The sequence below is a fragment of the Pseudoduganella lutea genome, assembly GCF_004209755.1.
GTDB lineage: Bacteria > Pseudomonadota > Gammaproteobacteria > Burkholderiales > Burkholderiaceae_D > Rugamonas > Rugamonas lutea.
The window spans coordinates 2,465,901-2,486,613 of the sequence record NZ_CP035913.1 but is presented as its reverse complement, the minus strand read 5'-3'; the positions used below and the strand labels follow the sequence as shown (position 1 = coordinate 2,486,613).

At 61.0% G+C, this 20,713-nt stretch carries 20 protein-coding genes and 2 pseudogenes; 11 read left to right on the top strand and 11 right to left on the bottom strand.

The features are described from left to right. The first annotated feature begins 75 nt into the window (after positions 1-75). From EWM63_RS10520 to EWM63_RS10480, 9 genes are all read left to right on the top strand, one after another. Positions 76-1,098, top strand: a complete 1,023-nt coding sequence (locus EWM63_RS10520) for a KpsF/GutQ family sugar-phosphate isomerase (RefSeq protein WP_371861206.1) — start codon at positions 76-78, stop codon at positions 1,096-1,098. Further along, complete coding sequence (locus EWM63_RS10515) at positions 1,098-1,637, top strand: KdsC family phosphatase (protein ID WP_130186470.1); 540 nt, start codon at positions 1,098-1,100, stop codon at positions 1,635-1,637. Before EWM63_RS10520 ends, EWM63_RS10515 begins: the two co-directional genes overlap by 1 nt. A 25-nt stretch (positions 1,638-1,662) precedes the next feature. Continuing rightward, positions 1,663-2,256, top strand: coding sequence for an LPS export ABC transporter periplasmic protein LptC (gene lptC / locus EWM63_RS10510; protein WP_229487847.1), 594 nt, complete (start codon positions 1,663-1,665; stop codon positions 2,254-2,256). Positions 2,257-2,287: 31 nt separating this feature from the next. After that, a complete protein-coding gene (gene lptA / locus EWM63_RS10505; protein WP_130186469.1) occupies positions 2,288-2,881 on the top strand; it encodes a lipopolysaccharide transport periplasmic protein LptA in 594 nt (197 codons plus the stop codon). Then, entirely contained in the window at positions 2,882-3,643 is a 762-nt protein-coding gene (lptB, locus tag EWM63_RS10500) for an LPS export ABC transporter ATP-binding protein (RefSeq protein ID WP_130186468.1), read from the top strand. It begins immediately after the preceding gene. A gap of 85 nt (positions 3,644-3,728) precedes the next feature. Continuing rightward, complete coding sequence (locus EWM63_RS10495) at positions 3,729-5,204, top strand: RNA polymerase factor sigma-54 (protein WP_130186467.1); 1,476 nt, start codon at positions 3,729-3,731, stop codon at positions 5,202-5,204. Positions 5,205-5,295: 91 nt separating this feature from the next. After that, positions 5,296-5,652, top strand: a complete 357-nt coding sequence (gene hpf, locus EWM63_RS10490) for a ribosome hibernation-promoting factor, HPF/YfiA family (protein WP_130186466.1) — start codon at positions 5,296-5,298, stop codon at positions 5,650-5,652. Between the two features lie 207 nt (positions 5,653-5,859). Then, on the top strand, positions 5,860-6,942 hold the full coding sequence (locus EWM63_RS10485) for an enoyl-CoA hydratase/isomerase family protein (protein WP_130186465.1): 1,083 nt from the start codon (positions 5,860-5,862) through the stop codon (positions 6,940-6,942). A 7-nt stretch (positions 6,943-6,949) separates the two neighbouring features. Further along, a complete protein-coding gene (locus tag EWM63_RS10480; RefSeq protein ID WP_229487846.1) occupies positions 6,950-7,933 on the top strand; it encodes an amidohydrolase family protein in 984 nt (327 codons plus the stop codon). Positions 7,934-8,127: 194 nt separating this feature from the next. Here the strand turns inward: EWM63_RS10480 and EWM63_RS10475 are convergent. The 3 genes and pseudogenes from EWM63_RS10475 to EWM63_RS10465 all read right to left on the bottom strand — a co-directional run bounded on the left by EWM63_RS10475 (position 8,128) and on the right by EWM63_RS10465 (position 10,701). Continuing rightward, a pseudogene (locus tag EWM63_RS10475) lies at positions 8,128-9,151 on the bottom strand (IS5 family transposase). Positions 9,152-9,272: 121 nt separating this feature from the next. After that, positions 9,273-9,821 carry a hypothetical protein gene (locus tag EWM63_RS10470; RefSeq protein ID WP_130186464.1) on the bottom strand — a complete coding sequence of 183 codons (549 nt, stop codon included), beginning with the start codon at positions 9,819-9,821 and terminating at the stop codon, positions 9,273-9,275. 19 nt (positions 9,822-9,840) lie between these two features. Continuing rightward, a complete protein-coding gene (locus EWM63_RS10465; protein WP_130186463.1) occupies positions 9,841-10,701 on the bottom strand; it encodes a hypothetical protein in 861 nt (286 codons plus the stop codon). A gap of 113 nt (positions 10,702-10,814) precedes the next feature. On the opposite strand from EWM63_RS10465, the gene EWM63_RS10460 reads away from it, so the two are divergent. Further along, on the top strand, positions 10,815-11,243 hold the full coding sequence (locus EWM63_RS10460) for a hypothetical protein (protein ID WP_130186462.1): 429 nt from the start codon (positions 10,815-10,817) through the stop codon (positions 11,241-11,243). Between the two features lie 148 nt (positions 11,244-11,391). Here EWM63_RS10460 and EWM63_RS10455 read toward each other — a convergent pair. The 8 genes and pseudogenes from EWM63_RS10455 to ilvA form a co-directional block, all read right to left on the bottom strand. Next, positions 11,392-12,415 (bottom strand): annotated as a pseudogene (locus EWM63_RS10455) (IS5 family transposase). A gap of 372 nt (positions 12,416-12,787) precedes the next feature. Further along, positions 12,788-13,651, bottom strand: a complete 864-nt coding sequence (rapZ, locus tag EWM63_RS10450; protein ID WP_130186461.1) for an RNase adapter RapZ — start codon at positions 13,649-13,651, stop codon at positions 12,788-12,790. Positions 13,652-13,703: 52 nt separating this feature from the next. Further along, a complete protein-coding gene (locus tag EWM63_RS10445) occupies positions 13,704-14,957 on the bottom strand; it encodes a cation:proton antiporter (protein WP_130186460.1) in 1,254 nt (417 codons plus the stop codon). Positions 14,958-15,349: 392 nt separating this feature from the next. After that, positions 15,350-16,285: an HPr(Ser) kinase/phosphatase gene (gene hprK, locus EWM63_RS10440; RefSeq protein WP_130186459.1), complete on the bottom strand. Its 936-nt coding sequence runs from the start codon at positions 16,283-16,285 to the stop codon at positions 15,350-15,352. A 35-nt stretch (positions 16,286-16,320) separates the two neighbouring features. Continuing rightward, a complete protein-coding gene (locus tag EWM63_RS10435) occupies positions 16,321-16,803 on the bottom strand; it encodes a PTS sugar transporter subunit IIA (protein WP_130186458.1) in 483 nt (160 codons plus the stop codon). Further along, a complete protein-coding gene (locus EWM63_RS10430) occupies positions 16,796-17,038 on the bottom strand; it encodes a hypothetical protein (protein WP_130186457.1) in 243 nt (80 codons plus the stop codon). The genes EWM63_RS10435 and EWM63_RS10430 overlap by 8 nt, the downstream gene beginning before the upstream one ends. A gap of 82 nt (positions 17,039-17,120) precedes the next feature. Further along, complete coding sequence (queF, locus tag EWM63_RS10425) at positions 17,121-17,954, bottom strand: NADPH-dependent 7-cyano-7-deazaguanine reductase QueF (RefSeq protein ID WP_130186456.1); 834 nt, start codon at positions 17,952-17,954, stop codon at positions 17,121-17,123. 294 nt (positions 17,955-18,248) lie between these two features. Next, on the bottom strand, positions 18,249-19,781 hold the full coding sequence (gene ilvA / locus EWM63_RS10420; protein ID WP_130186455.1) for a threonine ammonia-lyase, biosynthetic: 1,533 nt from the start codon (positions 19,779-19,781) through the stop codon (positions 18,249-18,251). Positions 19,782-20,007: 226 nt separating this feature from the next. Between ilvA and EWM63_RS10415 the strand changes: the two genes are divergently transcribed. After that, entirely contained in the window at positions 20,008-20,502 is a 495-nt protein-coding gene (locus EWM63_RS10415; protein WP_130186454.1) for a YqaA family protein, read from the top strand. Positions 20,503-20,713 lie beyond the last annotated feature (211 nt).

Sequence of the window (20,713 nt, the reverse complement as noted above, 5' to 3'; positions counted from 1 at the left end):
GAGATGCTGCGCGCGTGCGGAGTTTGTAACATCTGGCAAGTTTTTTGCTTTCCCAATTCGGCTATACTTTCGGCCATGAGTGTAACCCATGAAAAAACAATGCTGAAAGCTTTTGATGCAACGACCGCAAGCCGCGCGCTGGAGCTGGCGCGCGAAGCCCTGCAAATCGAGGCCGACGCGCTGATCGCGCTGCATGCCCGCCTGGCAACGGATGAGAGCGTGGGGAAAGCCGTCTCGCTGCTGCTGAACTGCAAGGGCCGCGTTGTCGTGTCCGGCATTGGCAAATCCGGCCATATCGGGCGCAAGATTGCCGCCACGCTGGCGTCCACCGGCACCCCGGCGCTGTTCGTGCACCCGGCCGAAGCGGCGCACGGCGACCTGGGCATGGTTACGCCGGACGATGCGTTCATCGCCATTTCATACTCGGGCGAAAGCACCGAGCTGATGGCGATCCTCCCCGTGGTCAAGCGCATGGGCGGCATGGTGATCTCGATGACGGGCAAGCCGGAATCGAGCCTGGCGAAGCTGGCGGACGTGCACCTGGACGTGTCGGTGGCAAAGGAAGCCTGCCCGATGAACCTGGCGCCAACGGCGTCGACGACCGTGACACTGGCGCTGGGCGATGCGATCGCCGTGGCGCTGCTGGACCTGCGCGGTTTCAAGGAAGAGGACTTCGCCCGCTCGCACCCGGGCGGGGCGCTGGGCCGCCGCCTGCTGACGCACGTGCGCGACGTGATGCGCCACGGGGCGGCGATTCCCGCCGTCACGGCCGATACGCGTCTGCCGGACGCGCTGATGGAGATCACGCAAAAAGGCATGGGCATGACGGCGGTGGTCGACGCGCAATACCGGCCGGTGGGCGTGTTCACGGACGGCGATCTGCGCCGCCTGATCGACAAGGTGCAGGATTTCGGCAAGGTCGTCATCGGCGACGTGATGCACGCGAATCCGCGTACCATCGGCCCCGACAAGCTGGCCGTCGATGCCGTGGCCGTGATGGAAGAGCACCGCATCAACCAGATGCTGGTGGTCGACGACGCGGGCACGCTGGTCGGCGCGCTGCACATCCATGACCTGACCCGTGCAAAGGTGATCTGATGAGTGAAACATATGACGTGGCCAACCTCGAACGGGCCGCGAAGGTCAAGCTGTTCATCTTCGACGTCGATGGCGTGCTGACCGATGGCGGCCTGCACTACGGTGCCGAGGGCGAAGCGTTCAAGACGTTCAACGTGCAGGATGGCCTGGGCATCAAGCTGCTGCAGGAATCCGGTGTGCTCACCGGTATCATCAGTGCGCGCCGTTCGCCGCAGGTGGCGGCCCGCGCCAGGGACCTGGCGATCGAGTTCGTGCACCAGGGCGGCCATGACAAGCTCACGCCGTTCAAGGCGCTGCTGGACCAGTTGAACCTCACTGAGGAACAGGTGGCCTTCATCGGCGACGACGTGGTCGACATTCCGATCCTGTCGCGCGCCGGTTTCGCGGTGGCCGTGCCGAATGCCCGGCCGGAAGTACTGGCGCGCGTGCACCACGTGACGCAGCACCGCGGCGGCCATGGCGCGGTGCGCGAAATCTGTGAATTCGTGCTGCGCGCGCAGGGCAATTACGAGCGTGTCATGGCCCAGTTCCTGGCCTGAGCGCTGACGTCTACAGGGAGACAGGATGCGTAACCAGCGAACAGCACACCGCTACCGGCTGTCGATCGGCATGGTCCTCGCGCTGCTCGGCGCGCTGGGCTCGTTCTGGCTGCTCGAGCTGATGAACCGGGCCGGCGGGGAAATGGAAGCCGGCATCAAGGTCGACGAGCCCGACTACATCGTGGAGCGCTTTTCGTTCGTGCGCATGTCGGAGACGGGGCAGCCCAGCTACATCATCTCGGGTGACAAGCTGACGCACCGGCCGTCCGACGATTCGTCGGAGATCGACAAGCCCGTGGTGCGCAGCATTTCCGGCGACAAGCCGCCGATGGATATCCGCGCCGAGCATGCACGGGTCGACGAGGACAATACGCGCGTGACGCTGACGAAGAACGTGAACATCCACAGGACAGCGTCACCCGCCGCGCGGGAAATGCACCTGGCCACCGAGCTGTTGACGATCTATCCGGACGAGGACCGCATGGAAACGGACCGGCCGGTGCGCATGCAGAGTGGCGGCGCGACCGCCACCGGCGTTGGCATGAAGGCCAACAATGCCACGCGCCAGTTGCAGCTCGGCCAGGGCACCATCGTGTATCCGCCCCGTGCGCGGCAGTGAAGCAAACAAGAATCGCAGATAGGAATCGAAGATGAAGAGACTCATATTGTCGGCGCTGCTGCTGCTGGGCGCGGCGGGCTTTGCCGCCGCCGAAAAGGCAGACTCGTACAAGCCCACCGAGATCAACTATGGCCGCCTCGATGCGGACGACGTGAAGCAGGTCTACACGTTCACCGGCGACGTGACGCTCACGCGTGGCACGCTGCGGATGAAGGCCGACAAGGCCGTGGTGACCTACACGCCGGACGGCTACCAGCTGGCCACGCTGACCGGCGGCGGCAAGAAGGTGGCGTTCCGCCAGAAGCGCGACGGTGAAGGCGACCAGTGGATGGAAGGCGAAGCGGACCGCATCGAATACGACGAAAAGGCCGAACTGGTGAAGATGTATTCGAAGGCCAAGATCCGCCGCCTCGAAGGCACGAAGCCGAGCGACGAGGTGGAAGGCGAGTTCATTTCGTACGACAGCCGCCGCGAGTTCTTCAGCGTGCGCAATTCCAGCACGGGCACCGACAAGCCGGGCGCCGGCCGCGGCACGATGGTGATCCAGCCGAAGCGCACGGCGCCGGCTCCCGCATCGACTCCCGCCACCACGCAACCGCCGGCCGCGCCGGCAGCGGGGAACTAGATGGCGCGCGAGCAGCAAGATTGCAGCAGCACGCTGATCGTGCGCGGATTGCAAAAGAGCTATGGCAAGCGCCAGGTGGTGCATGACGTGTCCCTGCAGGTGGCCTGCGGCGAAGTGGTGGGCCTGCTGGGCCCGAACGGTGCCGGCAAGACCACGTCGTTCTACATGATCGTGGGCCTGGTGGCGTCGGACGCCGGCACCATCGATCTCGACGGTACCGACATCTCCAGCCTGCCGATCCACAAGCGCGCCACCCTCGGCCTGTCGTACCTGCCGCAGGAAGCATCGGTGTTCCGCAAGCTGACCGTGGAAGAAAATATCCGCGCCGTGCTGGAGCTCCAGAAGGTGGACGGCAAGGCGCTCGGCAAGGCCGAGATCGACAAGCGCCTGAATGCGCTGCTGGCCGATTTGCAGATCGAGAAGCTGCGCGAGAACACGGCGCTGTCGCTGTCCGGTGGCGAGCGCCGCCGCGTGGAGATCGCCCGCGCACTGGCGACCAATCCCCGCTTCGTGCTGCTGGATGAACCGTTTGCCGGCGTGGATCCGATCGCCGTGATCGAGATCCAGCGCATCGTGCGCTTCCTGAAGGAACGCAGCATCGGTGTGTTGATCACGGATCATAACGTACGTGAAACGCTGGGCATCTGCGACCGGGCGTATATCATCAATCAGGGCAGCGTACTGGCCTCCGGCCGGCCCGATGACATCATCGCCGACGAGTCCGTCCGCCGTGTCTATCTTGGTGAGCACTTCCGCATGTAACCGCGTCGACCGCGTTGCGCCACGCGTTGTTCCACTGATAATGAGCATAAACCAGCCGTCTTGAACCAGCAGCCATGAAACAGCCATGAAACAGTCCTTGCAACTGCGCACTTCCCAGCACCTCGCGCTGACGCCGCAATTGCAGCAGTCGATCCGGCTGCTGCAATTGTCCACGCTGGAGCTGCACCAGGAACTCGAACAGCTGCTGACCGATAATCCGCTGCTCGAGCGGCTCGACGATCCGCTCGACCGTTCCGTGCGCCTGCTGGGCGATGGGGCGATCAACACCACGCAGGCGCCGGGCGAGGCGCCGCCCGAAGGCGGCCCGCCGCAGGATGCGCCGGCCGCCCCGGAACCGGAGCCCTACGAGGGCGGCGAAGGCGAAGGCCTCGACCCCGGTGCCGGCGATACCGACTGGAGCAGTGCGGGCAGTGGCAAGGGACCGGACGACGACGATGGCCGCCCCCAGCTCGAGGCAAGCCATCGCAGCCTGCGCGAACACCTGATGGAGCAGATGCGCGTGACGGTGCTGGAGCCGCGCGACCGCGCCCTGGTGGAGCTGATCATCGATGCGCTCGACGATAACGGTTACCTCGAGGAGAGCCTGGAAGATATCCATGCGCGCATGCCGGAAGAGCTGGAGATCGAGTTCGACGAATTGCGCACCGCGCTGAAGCTGCTGCAGAGCTTTGATCCGGCCGGCATCGGTGCGCGCAACGCTTCCGAATGCCTGGCGCTGCAGATCCGCCGCATGCCGGGCGTGCCGCTGGTCACGCGGCGGATGGCGCTGTGCATCGTTGAAAAACACTTGCAGTGGTTTGCGCAGCGCGACTTCAACAAGCTGAAGAAGGCACTCGATTGCGACGATGAAGACTTGCGCGAAGCGCAAGCGGTGATTCGGCAGTGCAATCCGCATCCGGGCGCCGCCTTCGCGGCCGACGTGTCAGACTATGTCGTACCGGATGTCGTGGTGAGGAAAGGACGCAATGGCTGGATCGTCACGCTCAACAATGACGTGATGCCCCGCCTGCGCGTGAATGCGCTGTATGCCAGCCTGCTCAAACAGGGCAAGGGCGAAACGCAGATGAATGCGCAGCTGCAAGAAGCCAAGTGGCTGATCAAGAATATGCGCCAGCGCTTTGACACGATCCTGCGCGTGGCCCAGGCCATCGTCGAGCGGCAAAAGAACTTTTTCTCGCATGGCGCGGTGGCAATGAGACCCCTTGTGTTGCGTGAAATAGCTGATACACTGGGTCTTCACGAGAGTACTATCTCTCGGGTAACAACTCAAAAATATATGCTCACCCCGCATGGCATGTTTGAGTTGAAGTATTTTTTTGGCAGCCACGTCGCAACCGAAGCTGGTGGGGAAGCTTCCTCGACTGCGATCCGGGCGCTGATCGTGCAATTCACAGGAGCCGAAGACCCGAAGAACCCTTTATCCGACAGTAAGATTGCGGACATGCTGGGTGAACAAGGCATGGTGATTGCGCGACGCACTGTTGCCAAATATCGCGAAGCATTGAAAATTCCCCCAGTCAGCCTCCGCAAGTCCTTGTAAGCAATCTGTAGTGTATGGGTTCCTCTGCGCCGCCGCATTTTGATGGCGGAAGCCGCACGAACCTGGATTGATCTTCTTTAGGAGTGTGTGTATGAATCTGACCATCAGTGGACACCATATCGACGTAACCCCTGCCATTCGCGAGTATGTGCAGAACAAGCTGGAACGCGTTAGACGGCATTTCGATCAGCTGATCGATGTAAGTGTGATCCTGAGTGTAGATAATCTCACCGAGAAAGAAAAAAGGCAGAAGGCGGAAATCAACCTGCGCATGTCGGGCAAGACCGTGTTTGTCGAAAGCGTCGCGCAGGACCTGTATGCGGCCATCGACTCGCTGATCGACAAGCTGGACCGGCAGGTCATGAAGCACAAGGATAAAGTGCAAAATCATAATCATGAAACCATCAAGCACCTGAGCGAGATCGAGATTCCCGCGTCACCCGCATAACGCCGGGTGCAGGTCGCAGCCGGCTGGCTGCTGCAACAGAAGGGCGCGCAATGCGCCCTTTGTTACGTCCGCACCTCACCGCATCCCGGCAGTTCACCGCAGTTCACGGCAGTTCACCTTCAGTTCCTCTTCAGTTCACCTTTTACACCCACACGATCCGCATCCATGGCTAGAATGAGGCCAATAACGACAACGATGCGAGACACCATGACCGACCACGTCCATACCAAGGTGCGCAATGGCACCGGCTTCATCACGCTCGACCGACCCAAGGCATTGAATTCGCTGTCGCTCGACATGATCCGCACGATCACCGGCACGTTGCTGGCCTGGCGCGACGACAGCGACATTGCCGCCGTCGTCGTCCGCAGCACCACCGAAAAGGCGCTGTGCGCCGGTGGCGACATCCGCTTCTTCCATGCGGCCGGTACAGCGACGCCGCAAGGCGGCAGTGCGCAGATCGAGGATTTCTTTACCGAGGAGTATGCGCTGAACTACCTCGTGTACTGCTTTCCCAAGCCCTACGTGGCCCTGATGGATGGCGTGGTGATGGGCGGCGGCATGGGCATCGCCCAGGGCGGGCCGCACAGCAGCGTGCGCGTGGTGACCGACCGCACGCGGCTGGCAATGCCCGAGGTGAACATCGGCCTGTTCCCCGACGTGGGCGGCAGCTATTTCCTGTCCCACGCGCCAGGCAAGCTGGGCGTGTACCTGGCGCTGACGGCGCTGACGATCGGCGCGGCCGACGCGATGTATTGCCGGCTGGCCGATCACTATGTGCCGGCGGCCGAGCTGCCGCAACTGGCCGACCTGGTCGGCTCCACGGCCGGGGCGGGGCTGCGCGAGGCGGTGGGCATGTTCGGACGCTCGCTGCGCGACGAGGCCGGTCCTTCCGAGCTGCAGGCGCACCGCGCGCTGATCGACGACCATTTCACCCAGCCCTCGGTACCCGACATCGTGGCCTCCCTGCGCCGCGACGATCATCCGTTCGCGCAGAAGACGCTGGCCGCCATGGAGCGCCGCTCGCCGCTGATGATGTGCGTGACGTTCGAGATGATACGGCGCGGCGCAACGATGGGCGTTGCCGATTGCCTGCGGATGGAACGCAACCTGGTGCGCCGCACCTTCGAGCATGGCGAGATCATCGAAGGCGTGCGCGCGCTGGCGATCGACAAGGACCATGCGCCGCGCTGGAACCCGCCGACGCTCGATGGCGTGACGGAGGACATGGTGGCGCGCTTCTTCGAACCCGCCTGGCCCGCCTGGGCCCATCCGCTGCGCCACCTGTGAGGCCACCATGGACCGCCGTAACTTCCTGACATTCGCCGCTGCCGCCATGGCATTGCCGGCCCGGGCCGACGATGCGGCAGCTGCCGACATCGTGCCGCTGGTGGACCATCACCAGCACCTGTTCAGCCCGGCAATGGCGCGGCTGCTCGACAGTGGGGCTGGCGGCCCGCCCGTGATCACGGCCAAGGACCTGATCGCGCTGCTCGATGCGGCCGGCATCCGGCGCGCCGTGCTGCTGTCCGTCGCCTATGTGTGGGGCAGTCCGGCGCGCAAGATCGACGACGAGCATGCGAAGGTGCGCGCCGAGAACGACTTCAACGGCGCGCAGGCTGCGCTGTACCCGGACCGGCTGCGGGCCCTGTGCAGCGTGAATCCGCTGAAGGATTACGCGCTGGAGGAACTGGAACGCTGCGCGGCGCTGCCCGACCTCAAGCATGGGCTCAAGCTGCACTTCGGGAACTCGGACGTGCAGCTCGAGTTGCCCGAGCACGTGGCGCGCCTGCGACAAGTGTTCGCGGCCGCGAACGCAAGGAAAATGGCGATCGTGGTGCACATGCGCGCATCGGTATCGAAGCGCCGGCCATACGGCGCCGCCCAGGCCCGCGTCTTCCTCGAGCAGTTGCTGCCAGCCGCACCGGACGTGACGGTGCAGGTTGCGCATCTGGCCGGCACCGGGCCGGGCTACGGCGATGCGCCATCCGACGAGGCGCTGGGCGTGCTGGCCGAAGCTGCCGCGGCAAACGCCCCCGGCACGAAGCGCCTGTGGTTCGACGCGGCCACGATGGCCAACCCGGACATCACGCCGCAACAACGGGAAAAGCTGGCACAGCGCATCCGCCAGATCGGCGCCGACCGCATCCTGTTCGGCTCGGATGCCGCCGCCGGCAAGAACCTGCGCCCCCGCGAAAGCTGGGCCGCTTTCCGGCAGCTGCCGCTGACCGAGGCGGAGTTCAAGCGGATCGCGGGGAACGTGGCACCGTATATGCGATAAAGGGCGGTGTGCGCTTGCAAGCGCACACTCCGTTGCATCGCCTGGCTTAGTGGGCACCTCGAATAACCGACGATTTCAGCCTGGACCCAAAAAAATGGTGGCGTAGGGGAAGAGCCTCGCCGCCAATCTGGCCATCCATGGCCTTTTCGCCGCCCGAATCGACCTTTTTAGGTGATCCAGACGGACTTCGGGCGTTAAAACGCCACGACCGCCGCCTCCGTCAGGTAGCAAAGGCGACGCAAATTGTATGCGGAGGCTTTCCAGTTCAAATGCAAGGTGGCGCGTGCCAAGCCGATCGAACGCACCACCTTGTCGCCCATCTGCGCCAGACTGGCAAAGATATGCTCCACCCGTGCACGGGTTTTGGCGATACGCTTGTTGCGCTGCTCTTGCGTCGTCGAGATCGCCTTGTCCTTGGTGCCTTTGCGCTGGATGTGCATGCGCCAGCCTTGTCCTGTCAGGCGCGCTTCGCGCTCGCCATCGACATAGTCCTTGTCGGCATACAAGTCGCGACTGGTATTGCTCGGATCGAGCACATCTTCAAAGTGGAGGGTGTCATGTTCGCTGCTCGTGCTCACCTTGATTTTGCGAATCAGCTTTTAGCGCTTATCGGCGTTGGCCGAAAGCTTGTAGCCGAAGTAGGACTTGCCATGTTTCTTCGTCCACCGTGCATCGGTATCCTTCTTACGGCGCTTGGCCGGCGACCAGTCTGCTGGCATGGCATTCTCGGCAACGATGGCCTTTTCTTCTTTATTGAGCGACTGCTTCGGTGCCTGAACAATGCTCGCATCGACCATTTGCCCGCCCCGGGCAATATAGCCATGCCGGGCCAGTTGCCGATTGACCGCTTCGAACACGCTCTCGCTGGCGCCAGCCTTGATCAGGCGCTCCTTGAAAGCCCAGATCGTGGTGTGGTCCGGGATCTGGCTCGAATCATGCAGCCTGGCGAAGCTGGAAGCTCAGCCGGTCGAGCAACTGGAACTCCATCTGTTCGTCCGACAGGTTAAACACTTGCTGGATCAGCAGAATCCGCACCATCACTTCGGTAGGAAACGGTGGCCGGCCACCGCGTTCGCGACCTGGTCGCGGTGCGGCTTCGTCAACGGCGCTGGCCAGCGCCGCGAAGTCGACGTGTCGTTCCAGCACTTGCAGCGCGTCGCCTGGCTTTGTCAGCTTGGCTTCGCGCTCCTGGGCTGCGAACAGGTTGGGCTTCATCATGGCAGAGTCATCAAAATTGGTGCGCTGACATCATGCCACGGGCCGGGAGGTTTTTCGAGGTGCCCAAATGTGATTTCGCTAGACCTGTCAAAAATCGAGAAATCGCACCCGAAATCGGTAATTAGTTCGATCTAATCCCGGTGCACCCGCTTTCAAAGGATGTTTTTAATTTCTCTTGAGCAAATTGCCCCGTTTCAATGTTATACATATAATGAATGTTGAGGGAATAACGCATGGTCGTATTCCATGCAGCCTTCCACTCTCGCGTGATTCGGGTAACCTGAAATTTTCGCCATCCAGGTGCCTGATACAGCGGATCACCAAATGTATCCATTATAACATTGCCCGGCGGCTGGCCAGCAGCTGCTTGGCCAGCTACCTCCGCCCAAAAATATCCTTCTCGCTGACAACCGGGTTGTCGATTGAATGAAGCGCTAGTCCCCTTTGTTCCATCGTTATAGCCGTCAATGCCATGATCGGACCCATTACCATTTGGAGGCCCCCCGCCGCCTCCGAACCCCCCTCCGACAATTGGCCCGCCGGAACAATCGCCAGAGCATGGCGGGTTTCCAGGGATGACAACTACTTCATCCGCGAATGCAGGCAAACCGAGTCCAAAGGCAAGCGCAATCAGCACTACCTTTTTCTGCAAGAAATGGTAATCAGGCATTGATGTCTCCTAGTCAAAATTATCCAAAGGGATTACTCAAAATTCCAGGCGGAACTGAGTTGCTGCAGCCGTAAGTTGCCTTACTGGCGATATCTTGTTGTGTTGTGGTTAATAAGCCCCCCAATCGAGCTATCTGCTCTTTGTCGTTGGCATTGCCTAGTACCTCCAGAGGCAGAGAATATGAATATGCCAACTCAATATTTTTAGTTCCAAACCATCCTTTTGTGAAGGATTCGCTCATCACTCGATACGCATCAGCATCTCCTTCGTAAGCGGCTTCGGCACCCAATTTTCTCGCTTCAGACAACAGTCTTTTTGCGAACTCTTGTTTGTCTGGTGAATCGTCTTTCGAAAGCTGAAACGCTACAACGGGGGCGTTCAATGCAAACATCGTCTTAGCCTCTGTCGAACCTTGAGCCGCTGCCTTACTTAAGAGCTCAATCGGATGGAGTCGGAAAATGTTTGCTGATTCTATGGTTGGGCAACCCCCGCCACCCGACTGCCAGTGCCCACCCACATTAGTAGGCGGCTTGCCACATGAAGAAAACATCCGATAAAGTGCGATGTTTGCTTGAGGGTCTGTTTCCGTTTTTGCGAATAGCATTTGGGGGTTAAGATAAGCCTCCTCTACCTTTTCCTCTAGGCTTTCACGGTCTTCGCTACCCTTAAAGGCCACTGGATCGTACAATGGAGGCGTGCTTGCGCAGCCGTCAGTAGGAGGTTTGCCCTCGGCTACTGTTGGGCCCAACTTATAATTGGGTTGTGCCGTCTCTTTCGCCAAGAGCCCTGGTGAATTACTTTGATTCTCTGAGTCCAGGTAGAGGTATACAAATGATCCGGTTAGGATCACGGAAATCAGATAAAGTGAAATTCTTTTCATGGTGCTAGGAGAGACATTTTATGTTCATATATGCAACACTACATTGATCTGGTTGAGAACCGAAAGTACTTTCTTTGTTGTTGCTTTAACCCTACAACTATTAATTTGCTACCATGAAGAACTCATTGACATTTAACTTAATAGACGATAGCGATGGATTAACTTGCAATATTATAGTCTTGCGCGATCAGATTATTTTTGCCACAACTGTGTACACTGATCTGGCGCAGTTTAGTAAACAGATCGATGCTTTGGAGGAGTTGGTAAAGGAAAAAATGTTTGGTAACCAACGAAGAATTTGTGAAGTTCATCTTGGTGCCAAAGGGGTGGAGTCACCAGGACTTGCGGCCAAATTCGAGTGTTCCGAAACAGGACGAATAAGGGTGTTTTTAGGGTTGCGATCGCTTAACGATCTTTATGGCGAAGCTGTTATCGATGCTTGCTCACTAAATCTTGTTACCGAAATTGGTTTACTAGACTCATTTATTGCGGATGCGCGAAGTATCAAAATAGGTGAGGATGTGAGGCTCTGTTTGCTCTGATTCTAGGGCACCTCGAATAACCGACGATTTCAGCCTGGACCCAAAAAAATGGTGGCGTAGAGGAAGAGCCTCGCCGCCAATCTGGCCATTCATGGCCTTTTCGCCGCCCGAATCGACCTTTTTAGGTGATCCAGACGGACTTCGGGCGTTAAAACGCCATGACCGCCGCCTCCGTCAGGTAGCAAAGGCGACGCAAATTGTATGCGGCGGCTTTCCAGTTCAAATGCAAGGTGGCGCGTGCCAAGCCGATCGAACGCACCACCTTGTCGCCCATCTGCGCCAGACTGGCAAAGATATGCTCCACCCGTGCACGGGTTTTGGCGATACGCTTGTTGCGCTGCTCTTGCGTCGTCGAGATCGCCTTGTCCTTGGTGCCTTTGCGCTGGATGTGCATGCGCCAGCCTTGTCCTGTCAGGCGCGCTTCGCGCTCGCCATCGACATAGTCCTTGTCGGCATACAAGTCGCGACTGGTATTGCTCGGATCGAGCACATCTTCAAAGTGGAGGGTGTCATGTTCGCTGCTCGTGCTCACCTTGATTTTGCGAATCAGCTTTTAGCGCTTATCGGCGTTGGCCGAAAGCTTGTAGCCGAAGTAGGACTTGCCATGTTTCTTCGTCCACCGTGCATCGGTATCCTTCTGACGGCGCTTGGCCGGCGACCAGTCTGCTGGCATGGCATTCTCGGCAACGATGGCCTTTTCTTCTTTATTGAGCGACTGCTTCGGTGCCTGAACAATGCTCGCATCGACCATTTGCCCGCCCCGGGCAATATAGCCATGCCGGGCCAGTTGCCGATTGACCGCTTCGAACACGCTCTCGCTGGCGCCAGCCTTGATCAGGCGCTCCTTGAAAGCCCAGATCGTGGTGTGGTCCGGGATCTGGCTCGAATCATGCAGCCTGGCGAAGCTGGAAGCTCAGCCGGTCGAGCAACTGGAACTCCATCTGTTCGTCCGACAGGTTAAACACTTGCTGGATCAGCAGAATCCGCACCATCACTTCGGTAGGAAACGGTGGCCGGCCACCGCGTTCGCGACCTGGTCGCGGTGCGGCTTCGTCAACGGCGCTGGCCAGCGCCGCGAAGTCGACGTGTCGTTCCAGCACTTGCAGCGCGTCGCCTGGCTTTGTCAGCTTGGCTTCGCGCTCCTGGGCTGCGAACAGATTGGGCTTCATCATGGCAGAGTCATCAAAATTGGTGCGCTGACATCATGCTACGGACCGGGAGGTTTTTCGAGGTGCCCTAGTGTTGTTCCCGATGGCGGAGTAGGGAATTCGTGGGGCACTGCCCCGCGCCTACGCAGCGGTGTGCGCTTGTAAGCGCACACTCCGTTGCATCGCCTGACTTAGTGTTGTTCGCGATGGCGGAGTAGGGCATTCGTGGGGCACTGCCCCGCGCCTACGCAGCGGTGTGCACTTGCAATCGCACACTCCTTTGCATCGCCTGACTTAGTGTTGTTCGCGATGGCGGAGTAGGGCATTCGCGGGGCACTGCCCCGCGCCTACGCAGCGGTGCTCGCTTGCAAGCGAGCACTCCTTGCATCGCCTGACTTAGTGTTGTTCGCGATGCCGGAGCACCACCCGCTCCGCCGCATCGAAGTAGCGTGCCAGCCGCTCGGCCATGTACACCGAGCGGTGCTGCCCGCCGGTGCAGCCGATGGCGACCGTCAGGTAGCTGCGGTTGTCCGTCTTGAAGGCCGGCAGCCATTTTTCGATGAATGCGCGGATGTCGCCAAACATTTCTTCGGCGCTCGGCTGCGCGTCGAGGAAGGCGATCACGGGTGCGTCGCGGCCGTTCAGCGGGCGCAGCACCAGGTCATAGTAAGGGTTCGGAATGGCGCGCACGTCGAACACGAAGTCCGCATCCTGCGGCACGCCGACCTTGAACGCGAACGATTCGAAGAACAGCGTCAGCGGTGCGTTCTCGCTCTCGACCAGTTCCTTGATCCAGGCACGCAGCTTGTTGGCGGAGATTTCCGACGTGTCGATCACATGGCCCAGCTGCTCGATCGCGGACAGGCGTTCGCGTTCTTCGCTGATGCATTCGATGAGGGTGCGGCGCGCCGCGGGGTTCTGGCCCGGGTGCAATTCATGCGACAGCGGATGGCTGCGACGCGTTTCCGAAAAACGCGCCACCAGCGAATGCGTGTTCGCCGTGAGGAACATGATTTTCACGTCATGCCCCAGCTCGCGCAGCTTGCGCACGTCGCTCGGCAGGCTGGCCAGCGAGGCGGCGCTGCGGGCGTCGACCGCCACGGCCAGCGCAGCGGTGCCCTCCTCGGCCAGTGTGGCAACGAGGTTGGCCAGCAAGGCTGGCGGCAGGTTATCTACACAATAATAGCCGGTGTCTTCGAGAACGTTCAGGGCCACCGATTTGCCCGAGCCGGAAATGCCGGTAATAAGGACGATGCGCATGCGCGCATGATACATCAAAGGCGCCCGCGGCGACCGAAGCACGATCGGGCGCTCAGCGCCGCCAGAAACGGTCGAGCAGCGGTGTCACGCTGGTGCCGTGCATGACGATGGACAGCATGATGACGGCGACGGTGATGCCGGTCAGGTCGCGGGCCAACGGCTCCGGCAGTCCATGGTTGATCGCATACATCAGGTAATACAGCGACCCGATGCCGCGCACGCCGAACCAGGCGATGATCACGCGTGCCTGTGTGCTGCCGCGGCCCAGCGCGAGCAGCACGCTGACAGGCCTGGCAACGAAGAACAGGAACAGCGCGGTGGCCCAGCCGCGCCAGTCGTCGATCCATACCACCGAGGCGCCGCCCAGCAGCAATACCAGCGTCAGTTCCGACAGGCGTTCCAGGTGTTCCTTGAACAGCAGCGAATTGGCGGAAATGGTGTCCTGCACCGGTTCCACGCCCTTGTCGGTGACGACGGCCTTGCCGCTGCGTGCCGCCAGCGTCAGCTCGGTCTGGCGCAGGGCGACCCCCGCCGCGAACACGGCGAGGAAGCCCCACGCATTGACGGACACCGTCAAGCCGTAGGAGACGGCAATCAGGCCCAGGCCCATCAGGTCGTCGAGCACTTCGTGCTGCGGCCGGTACTGGCGCAGCGCATGGCTCATCCGGGCCAGTCCGGCACCGCATGCGCTGCCGATCGCCAGGCCGCCGATGGTGCCCCACAGGAGTTCGAGACCGAGCCAGTGCAGGCCATGCGGCCCCAGGTCGTGCAGGCCAAGCAGGCCCAGTCCCAGCATCACGAACGGGAACGCGCTGCCATCGTTCATGCCCGCCTCGGAACTCAGCGCGAAGCGCACCGGATCCTTGTCGCCGGCATGGCGGAGCTGCACATCGCTGGCCAGCACGGGATCGGTCGGCGCCAGGGTCGCGCCAAGGAGCACGCCGGCGCCCAGCGGCAAATCCAGCACGTAATAGCAGAACAGCGTCATCAGGAGTACGGATATCGCCATCGCCAGCCACGCCAGGCGAATGGGCGGCAACCAGCGCTGGATCGTGACGGGCACAGGCATCTTGATGCCCGCCGAGAACAGCGAAATCAGCACGGCCACTTCCGTCAGCACCTCGAGCAGCGGTGCTTCCGTGATCAGGTCGAACGAAAAGATGCCGAGGCCGAACGGGCCCACCACCAGGCCAACGGCAAGGTAGATCATCGCCGACGTGAACGGGAGATGGGCAATCGGCGTGCCCCACAGGCCGCGGGCCAGCATCAGGCAGCCGATCAGCACGAACCACTGGTAAGTCGCCATGTGTGATACCAGGACTCAAACCGGGATAGTACCGGCTTACGGTGTGGCGTGGCGCCAGCGATGAGTTGCAGGGGACGTCAGTCTCCGCTCATTGCTTGCCGTTGGCGAAGGTGGGAATTCGACGAGCACGGCTCGGCGCCACCGAAGCGGAGCTGCCTTGCAAGGCAGCTCTCCTTGGCAGCATTGCGATGAGGGGCGACTTCAGTCGCCGCTCATTGCCTGACGCTGGTGGAGCAGGGAGTGGAGCAGGGATTTCACAGAGCATCGCTCTGTGCCTGCGGAACGCTGTGGCCATGCAAGGCCACAGCTTCGCAGAGCACTGCTCTGCGCCTGCGGAACGGTGCTCGCTTGCAAGCGAGCACGCCTTGGCAACGTTGCGATGGAGGGGACTTCTAGTCCCCGCTCATCGCTTGCCGTTGCCGTTCCATGAACTCCTGCAGCGTATCGATCCCGCGCAGTTGCAGGATGGTGTTGCGCACGGCGGCTTCCAGAAGCACCGCGATGTTGCGGCCGGCGGCCACGGGGATCACGACCTTGCGGATCGGCAGGCCGAGCACGTCTTCGGTGGGGAACTGGAAGGGCAGGCGTTCGACTTCTTCCTCGAGCGCGGAGCGGCGCACCAGATGGACGATCAGTTTCAGGCGCATCTTGCGGCGCACCGCGGTCTCGCCGAAGATCGCCTTGATGTCCAGCAGCCCCAGCCCGCGCACCTCGAGCAGGTTCTGCAGCAGGGGCGGGCAGCGGCCCTCGATCATGTTCGGTGCGATGCGCGAAAATTCCACGGCATCGTCGGCCACCAGGCCATGGCTGCGCGAGATCAGTTCCAGCCCCAGTTCGCTCTTGCCGAGCCCGGAGTCGCCCGTGATCAGCACGCCGACACCGAGCACGTCCATGAACACGCCGTGCATGATGATGCGTTGCGCCAGCTTCTTCGACAGGTACACGCGCAGGAAGTCGATCACTTGTGCCGCGGGCAATGGCGTGGAAAACAGCGGGATGTTTTTTTCGTCGCAGATCGCGAGGATGTCGGGCGGCGTTTCCAGCCCCTGTGCAACGATCAGCGCCGGCGGGCCGCCGGCGATCAGCTCGCCGATGACATGGGCGCGCGTGAGCGCCTTCAGGCGGTGGTAATAATTGATTTCCTGGTGACCGAACACCTGGATGCGGCCCGGGTGGATCGTGTTCAGGTGGCCCACCTGGTCGGCGGCCGAAGCCGCGTCGCCGGAAATCGTGCGTTCGCCGCCGGGAAAGCCGGCAAACCAGCCCAGTTGCAAAGATTCCCGATTGTCGTCGTACAGGCGTTGAATCGTCAGGGGATTTTGCAGCATGGGTTCTTTTTATTGTGGAGTAGATCGACGCCCGGTCAGCCCGCCGCCTGCAAGCTGGGCTGCCAGTTCACGATGCGGCGATGCACGGAACGCGGGTCGGGATCGGTGCTGAGCGCCTGGCGGAAAGCGTCATCGGAAAACATTTCGGCAATCTCCGACAGGATTTCCAGGTGCTGCTGTGTCACGTGATCGGGAATGAGCAGGAAAAACAGCAGGTTCACGGGCTTGCCATCCGGCGATTCGAAGGGAATCGGCTCGGCCAGTCTCACGAAGGCCGCCAGCGGCGACTTCAGGCTCTTCGCGCCCTTGACGCGCCCGTGCGGGACGGCCACGCCGTGGCCCAGGCCGGTCGAGCCCAGTCGTTCGCGGGCAAACAGATTGTCCGAAACGGTCGAGCGGGCGATACCGCAATTGTTCTCAAAGATCAGGCCTGCTTGCTCGAAAGCGCGCTTCTTGCTGGAGACTTCCAGATCCAGTTGAACGTTCTCGGGCGAAAGGATTTTACTCAGGTTATTCATAACGCGACGTAATTGGTGCGGCGCACAAAGGTGGCTGGCGAGCAGAATTATAGGCCTGTTTCACCGCCGTGTAACCCGAAATTGCTCGGACCGGCACCTGCGCCCCGCTGCCGGCCAGCTTGCCATGCATGCGTTGAAAAGTGTTTTGAAACACAACGAATACAGCCAGCGCTATTTCCACGTTAAAACAACGTTGTGCGCCGACATTTCCATCGCGCGAACCGGCATTGGCCAATTATTGCGCGTTTCGGACGATCGTGCCGCGAGCATCCTGAAGCTGAGCATACTCCTAAGATGAATGCTTTGCGATGCCTCAATCACTGTCGTGCGTTGCGCAGATTCGACGGGCTGCCGGCCTTGGTGAAGTTGCTGCGCCAGGGATTGATGTCGAGTCCGCCACGGCGGGTGTACCGGGCATACACGGTCAGGTGGGCGGGCCGGCACTCGCGCAGGATGTCCACGAAGATCCGCTCCACGCATTGCTCATGGAATTCATTGTGCTCGCGAAAACCGATCAGGTACTTCAACAGGCTTTCCTGGTCGATCTGGGGGCCGGCGTAGCTGATCTGCACGCTGCCCCAGTCCGGCTGGCCGGTCACCAGGCAGTTCGATTTCAGCAAATGCGACACCAGGGTTTCCTCGACGGGCAATTCATCGACGGCGGCTTTCAGGATCGATGGCTGCGGCGAATAGTTGTCGATTTCGATGTCGAGGCGGTCCAGCAGCAGGCCATCGAGTTCACCCATCTGCAGCTTGCCGAATTCTTCCTGCATCGTCAGTGCCACGTGCACGGTGGCCCCGGTCGCGGCGGACAGATCCTGCTGCAGCAGCTCGCGCAACGCTTCCGGGCCACCCAGCCGCGTCTGGTTGAACGAATTCAGGTACAGCTTGAACGACTTCGATTCGATGATGTTCGGCGAGTCGGCCGGCACCGTGATGCGCGCCACGGCCACTTGCGGCTTGCCGCGCATGTTCAGCCACGACAGTTCGTACGCATTCCAGATGTCGACGCCGAAGAATGGCAGCGTGCCTGTCAAGCCGAGCTCGTCACGTTTGCCGATGCGCGGGATCGGGAACAGCAGTTCCGGCGCGTAATCGGTGCGGTAAGCAGAGTTCTTGCCGAGTGGGGAATGTTCTGGGGAATTCGACATGGCGGGGCCTTCAAAACGGGACAGCCCGCCATGGTAGCTGAAAACGGAAGCGGGCGGTCGTCACGCGGAAGGCTGCCAGCTTTCGAAACGTTGCTCGAAAAATGGGGTACGGAAGGAATGCTGGCTTGCAAGCCAGCATCGCTACGCCGACAAGGAGCAGGCTCCTTGAAGATGTTGCCCTGCATGGCAACATCGTTCTGCAGGCGCGGAGCATGCTCCGCGAAACCCCTGCGTCACCCTCGGCTACGCCCCCATTTTTCGAGCAACGTTTTCTGGACGAAGCTGCTGTCCGGATTACAGGAACATCTTGTAGACGGGATTCTGTGTCTCGTCCCAGTACCGGTAGCCCAGCGTGGCGAGGAATTTGGCGAATTCGTCCATTTCTTCCGGCGGCACCTGCAGGCCGACCAGGATGCGGCCCACGTCGCCGCCCTGCGAGCGGTAGTGGCACAGCGAGATGTTCCAGTTCGGCGCCATGCTGTCCAGGAAGCGCATCAGCGCGCCCGGGCGTTCGGGGAATTCAAAGCGGTACAGCAGCTCGTCCCGGGCCAGCGCGCTCTTGCCGCCCACGAGGTGGCGCAGGTGCGACTTGGCCAGTTCGTCGTGCGTCAGTTCCAGCGTGCTGAAATCGTGTTCCTCGAAGCGGCGCGCCAGGGCGGCCGATTCGCCGCGGTCGGCGATCTGCACGCCGACGAACACGTGCGCCTTTTCCTGGTCGCTGATCCGGTAGTTGAACTCGGTCACGTTGCGCGGGCCGATCAGCGCGCAGAAGCGCTTGAAGCTGCCGCGCTGTTCGGCCATCGTCACGGCGAACACGGCTTCGCGGAATTCGCCCAGCTCGGCGCGTTCGGCCACGAAGCGCAGCCGGTCGAAGTTCATGTTGGCGCCCGAGGTGACCGTGATCAGCGTCTCGTTCTGGATCGGATTCTTCGTCAGCGCCGCGCGCTCGATATACGCCTTGGCACCGGCCACGGCCAGCGCGCCGGAAGGTTCCAGGATCGAGCGGGTATCGGTAAACACGTCCTTGATCGCCGCGCAGATCGCATCCGTGTCGACGATGATCACGTCGTCCACGTACTGCTGCGCGAGCCGGAACGTTTCCTCGCCGACCAGGCGCACGGCGGTGCCGTCCGCGAACAGGCCCACGTCCGGCAAGGTCACGCGTTCGCCCGCCTTCAGGCTGCGCGCCATGGCATCGGCGTCCATCGTTTCCACGCCGATGATCTTGATGTCCGGCCGGATCTGCTTGATGTAGGCGGCCACGCCCGAAATCAGCCCGCCGCCGCCAATGGCGATGAACACCGCATGGATCGGGCCCGAGTGCTGGCGCAGGATTTCCAGGCCGATCGTGCCCTGGCCGGCGATCACGTCCGGATCGTCGAACGGGTGCACGAACGTGAGCTTCTGTTCTTTTTCCAGCGTGAGCGCATGGTTGTAGGCATCCGTGTACGACTCGCCGTGCAGCAGCACTTCCACGTTGTCGCCACCGCGCGCCTTGACAGATTCGACCTTCACCAGCGGCGTGGTGGTCGGCATCACGATGACGGCGCGGCAATCCATGCGCACGGCGGACAGCGCCACGCCCTGCGCATGGTTGCCGGCCGAGGCGCAGATCACGCCGCGCTTGAGCTGCGCTTCGGACAGGTGCGCCATCTTGTTGTAGGCACCGCGGATCTTGAAGCTGAATACGTCCTGAATATCCTCGCGCTTGAAGTAAATTCGGTTCTGGAAGCGCTGCGACAGGGTCGGCGCCAGTTCCAGAGGCGTTTCATGGGCAACGTCATAGACGCGCGCGGTAAGGATCTTCTTCAGGTAGTCGGTAGTCATGGTCTCGAGCGGAGTGAATCCAGGCGGATGGCGCAGTGCGATGAATCGACGGTGGATAACCGGGAGTAGCCGAACGCGTACAGGGTGCGCGGGATGTGCGCGCCTGCCATTCGTGCGGGTTGACGGGTGTCGGATCATTATAATGGGAAGCCCGAGCCACCCGCCAAATCTTCACGGTCGCCACAGCCGGTACTGCGTATGGAACTGACTGCCTGACTGAAAATGCATGATTGAAAATTCGATAGCCTGGCTGCTGGCCTTCCTGGCGGCGCCGGAAGTGGGGTTGACGTCCGTCTTCATCATTTCGTTTGTTTCTGCAACCCTGGTTCCCCTCGGCTCCGAACCGGCCGTCTTCGCGGTCTGCAAGGCCAACCCGGAACTGTTCTGGCCTGCCATCCTCGTGGCCACCTGCGGCAACACGCTGGGCGGCATCGTCGATTACTGGATGGGGTATTACGCCAAGGCCGCGTTCTCGAAGGAACGGCAAAGCCGCTGGTTCGGCTGGCTGGCCCACTATGGCGCGAAGACGATGCTGCTGTCGTGGGTGCCGGGGATCGGCGACCCGTTGTGCACGCTGGGTGGCTGGCTGAAGCTGCCGTTCTGGCCCGCCGTCGGCTATATGGCAATTGGCAAGTTCGCCCGCTACCTCACCATGACGGCGGCACTGCTGTACATCCCCGATGGTTTCTGGCGTTCCCTGGCACAAATGCTGGGTGGTTGAAACGCTACACTTTATTTTGCTCCGGCGGAATGCGCGCACAATTTTGTCATTTTCAGATGTCAAAACCGCATGGAGATTGATGATTTTAGGAAAGTTCCGAATATTATTTCGTGACTTGACGTTCACGTAACCCGGCAAAAAATAGGGGTGTTGAAACGTGGTGCGCCGCAATAAGATAAAATGGACCCCTTAGTGACCATCTCCAGCGTCT

Excerpts from the sequence above, each read along its gene's own strand:
- EWM63_RS10520 (WP_371861206.1), top strand. The coding sequence starts at position 76 with ATGAGTGTAACCCATGAAAAAACAATGCTGAAAGCTTTTGATGCAACG.
- EWM63_RS10515 (WP_130186470.1), top strand. The coding sequence starts at position 1,098 with ATGAGTGAAACATATGACGTGGCCAACCTCGAACGGGCCGCGAAGGTC.
- lptC (WP_229487847.1), top strand. The coding sequence starts at position 1,663 with ATGCGTAACCAGCGAACAGCACACCGCTACCGGCTGTCGATCGGCATG.
- lptA (WP_130186469.1), top strand. The coding sequence starts at position 2,288 with ATGAAGAGACTCATATTGTCGGCGCTGCTGCTGCTGGGCGCGGCGGGC.
- lptB (WP_130186468.1), top strand. The coding sequence starts at position 2,882 with ATGGCGCGCGAGCAGCAAGATTGCAGCAGCACGCTGATCGTGCGCGGA.
- EWM63_RS10495 (WP_130186467.1), top strand. The coding sequence starts at position 3,729 with ATGAAACAGTCCTTGCAACTGCGCACTTCCCAGCACCTCGCGCTGACG.
- hpf (WP_130186466.1), top strand. The coding sequence starts at position 5,296 with ATGAATCTGACCATCAGTGGACACCATATCGACGTAACCCCTGCCATT.
- EWM63_RS10485 (WP_130186465.1), top strand. The coding sequence starts at position 5,860 with ATGACCGACCACGTCCATACCAAGGTGCGCAATGGCACCGGCTTCATC.
- EWM63_RS10480 (WP_229487846.1), top strand. The coding sequence starts at position 6,950 with ATGGACCGCCGTAACTTCCTGACATTCGCCGCTGCCGCCATGGCATTG.
- EWM63_RS10470 (WP_130186464.1), bottom strand. The coding sequence starts at position 9,821 with ATGCCTGATTACCATTTCTTGCAGAAAAAGGTAGTGCTGATTGCGCTT.
- EWM63_RS10465 (WP_130186463.1), bottom strand. The coding sequence starts at position 10,701 with ATGAAAAGAATTTCACTTTATCTGATTTCCGTGATCCTAACCGGATCA.
- EWM63_RS10460 (WP_130186462.1), top strand. The coding sequence starts at position 10,815 with ATGAAGAACTCATTGACATTTAACTTAATAGACGATAGCGATGGATTA.
- rapZ (WP_130186461.1), bottom strand. The coding sequence starts at position 13,651 with ATGCGCATCGTCCTTATTACCGGCATTTCCGGCTCGGGCAAATCGGTG.
- EWM63_RS10445 (WP_130186460.1), bottom strand. The coding sequence starts at position 14,957 with ATGGCGACTTACCAGTGGTTCGTGCTGATCGGCTGCCTGATGCTGGCC.
- hprK (WP_130186459.1), bottom strand. The coding sequence starts at position 16,285 with ATGCTGCAAAATCCCCTGACGATTCAACGCCTGTACGACGACAATCGG.
- EWM63_RS10435 (WP_130186458.1), bottom strand. The coding sequence starts at position 16,803 with ATGAATAACCTGAGTAAAATCCTTTCGCCCGAGAACGTTCAACTGGAT.
- queF (WP_130186456.1), bottom strand. The coding sequence starts at position 17,954 with ATGTCGAATTCCCCAGAACATTCCCCACTCGGCAAGAACTCTGCTTAC.
- ilvA (WP_130186455.1), bottom strand. The coding sequence starts at position 19,781 with ATGACTACCGACTACCTGAAGAAGATCCTTACCGCGCGCGTCTATGAC.
- EWM63_RS10415 (WP_130186454.1), top strand. The coding sequence starts at position 20,008 with ATGATTGAAAATTCGATAGCCTGGCTGCTGGCCTTCCTGGCGGCGCCG.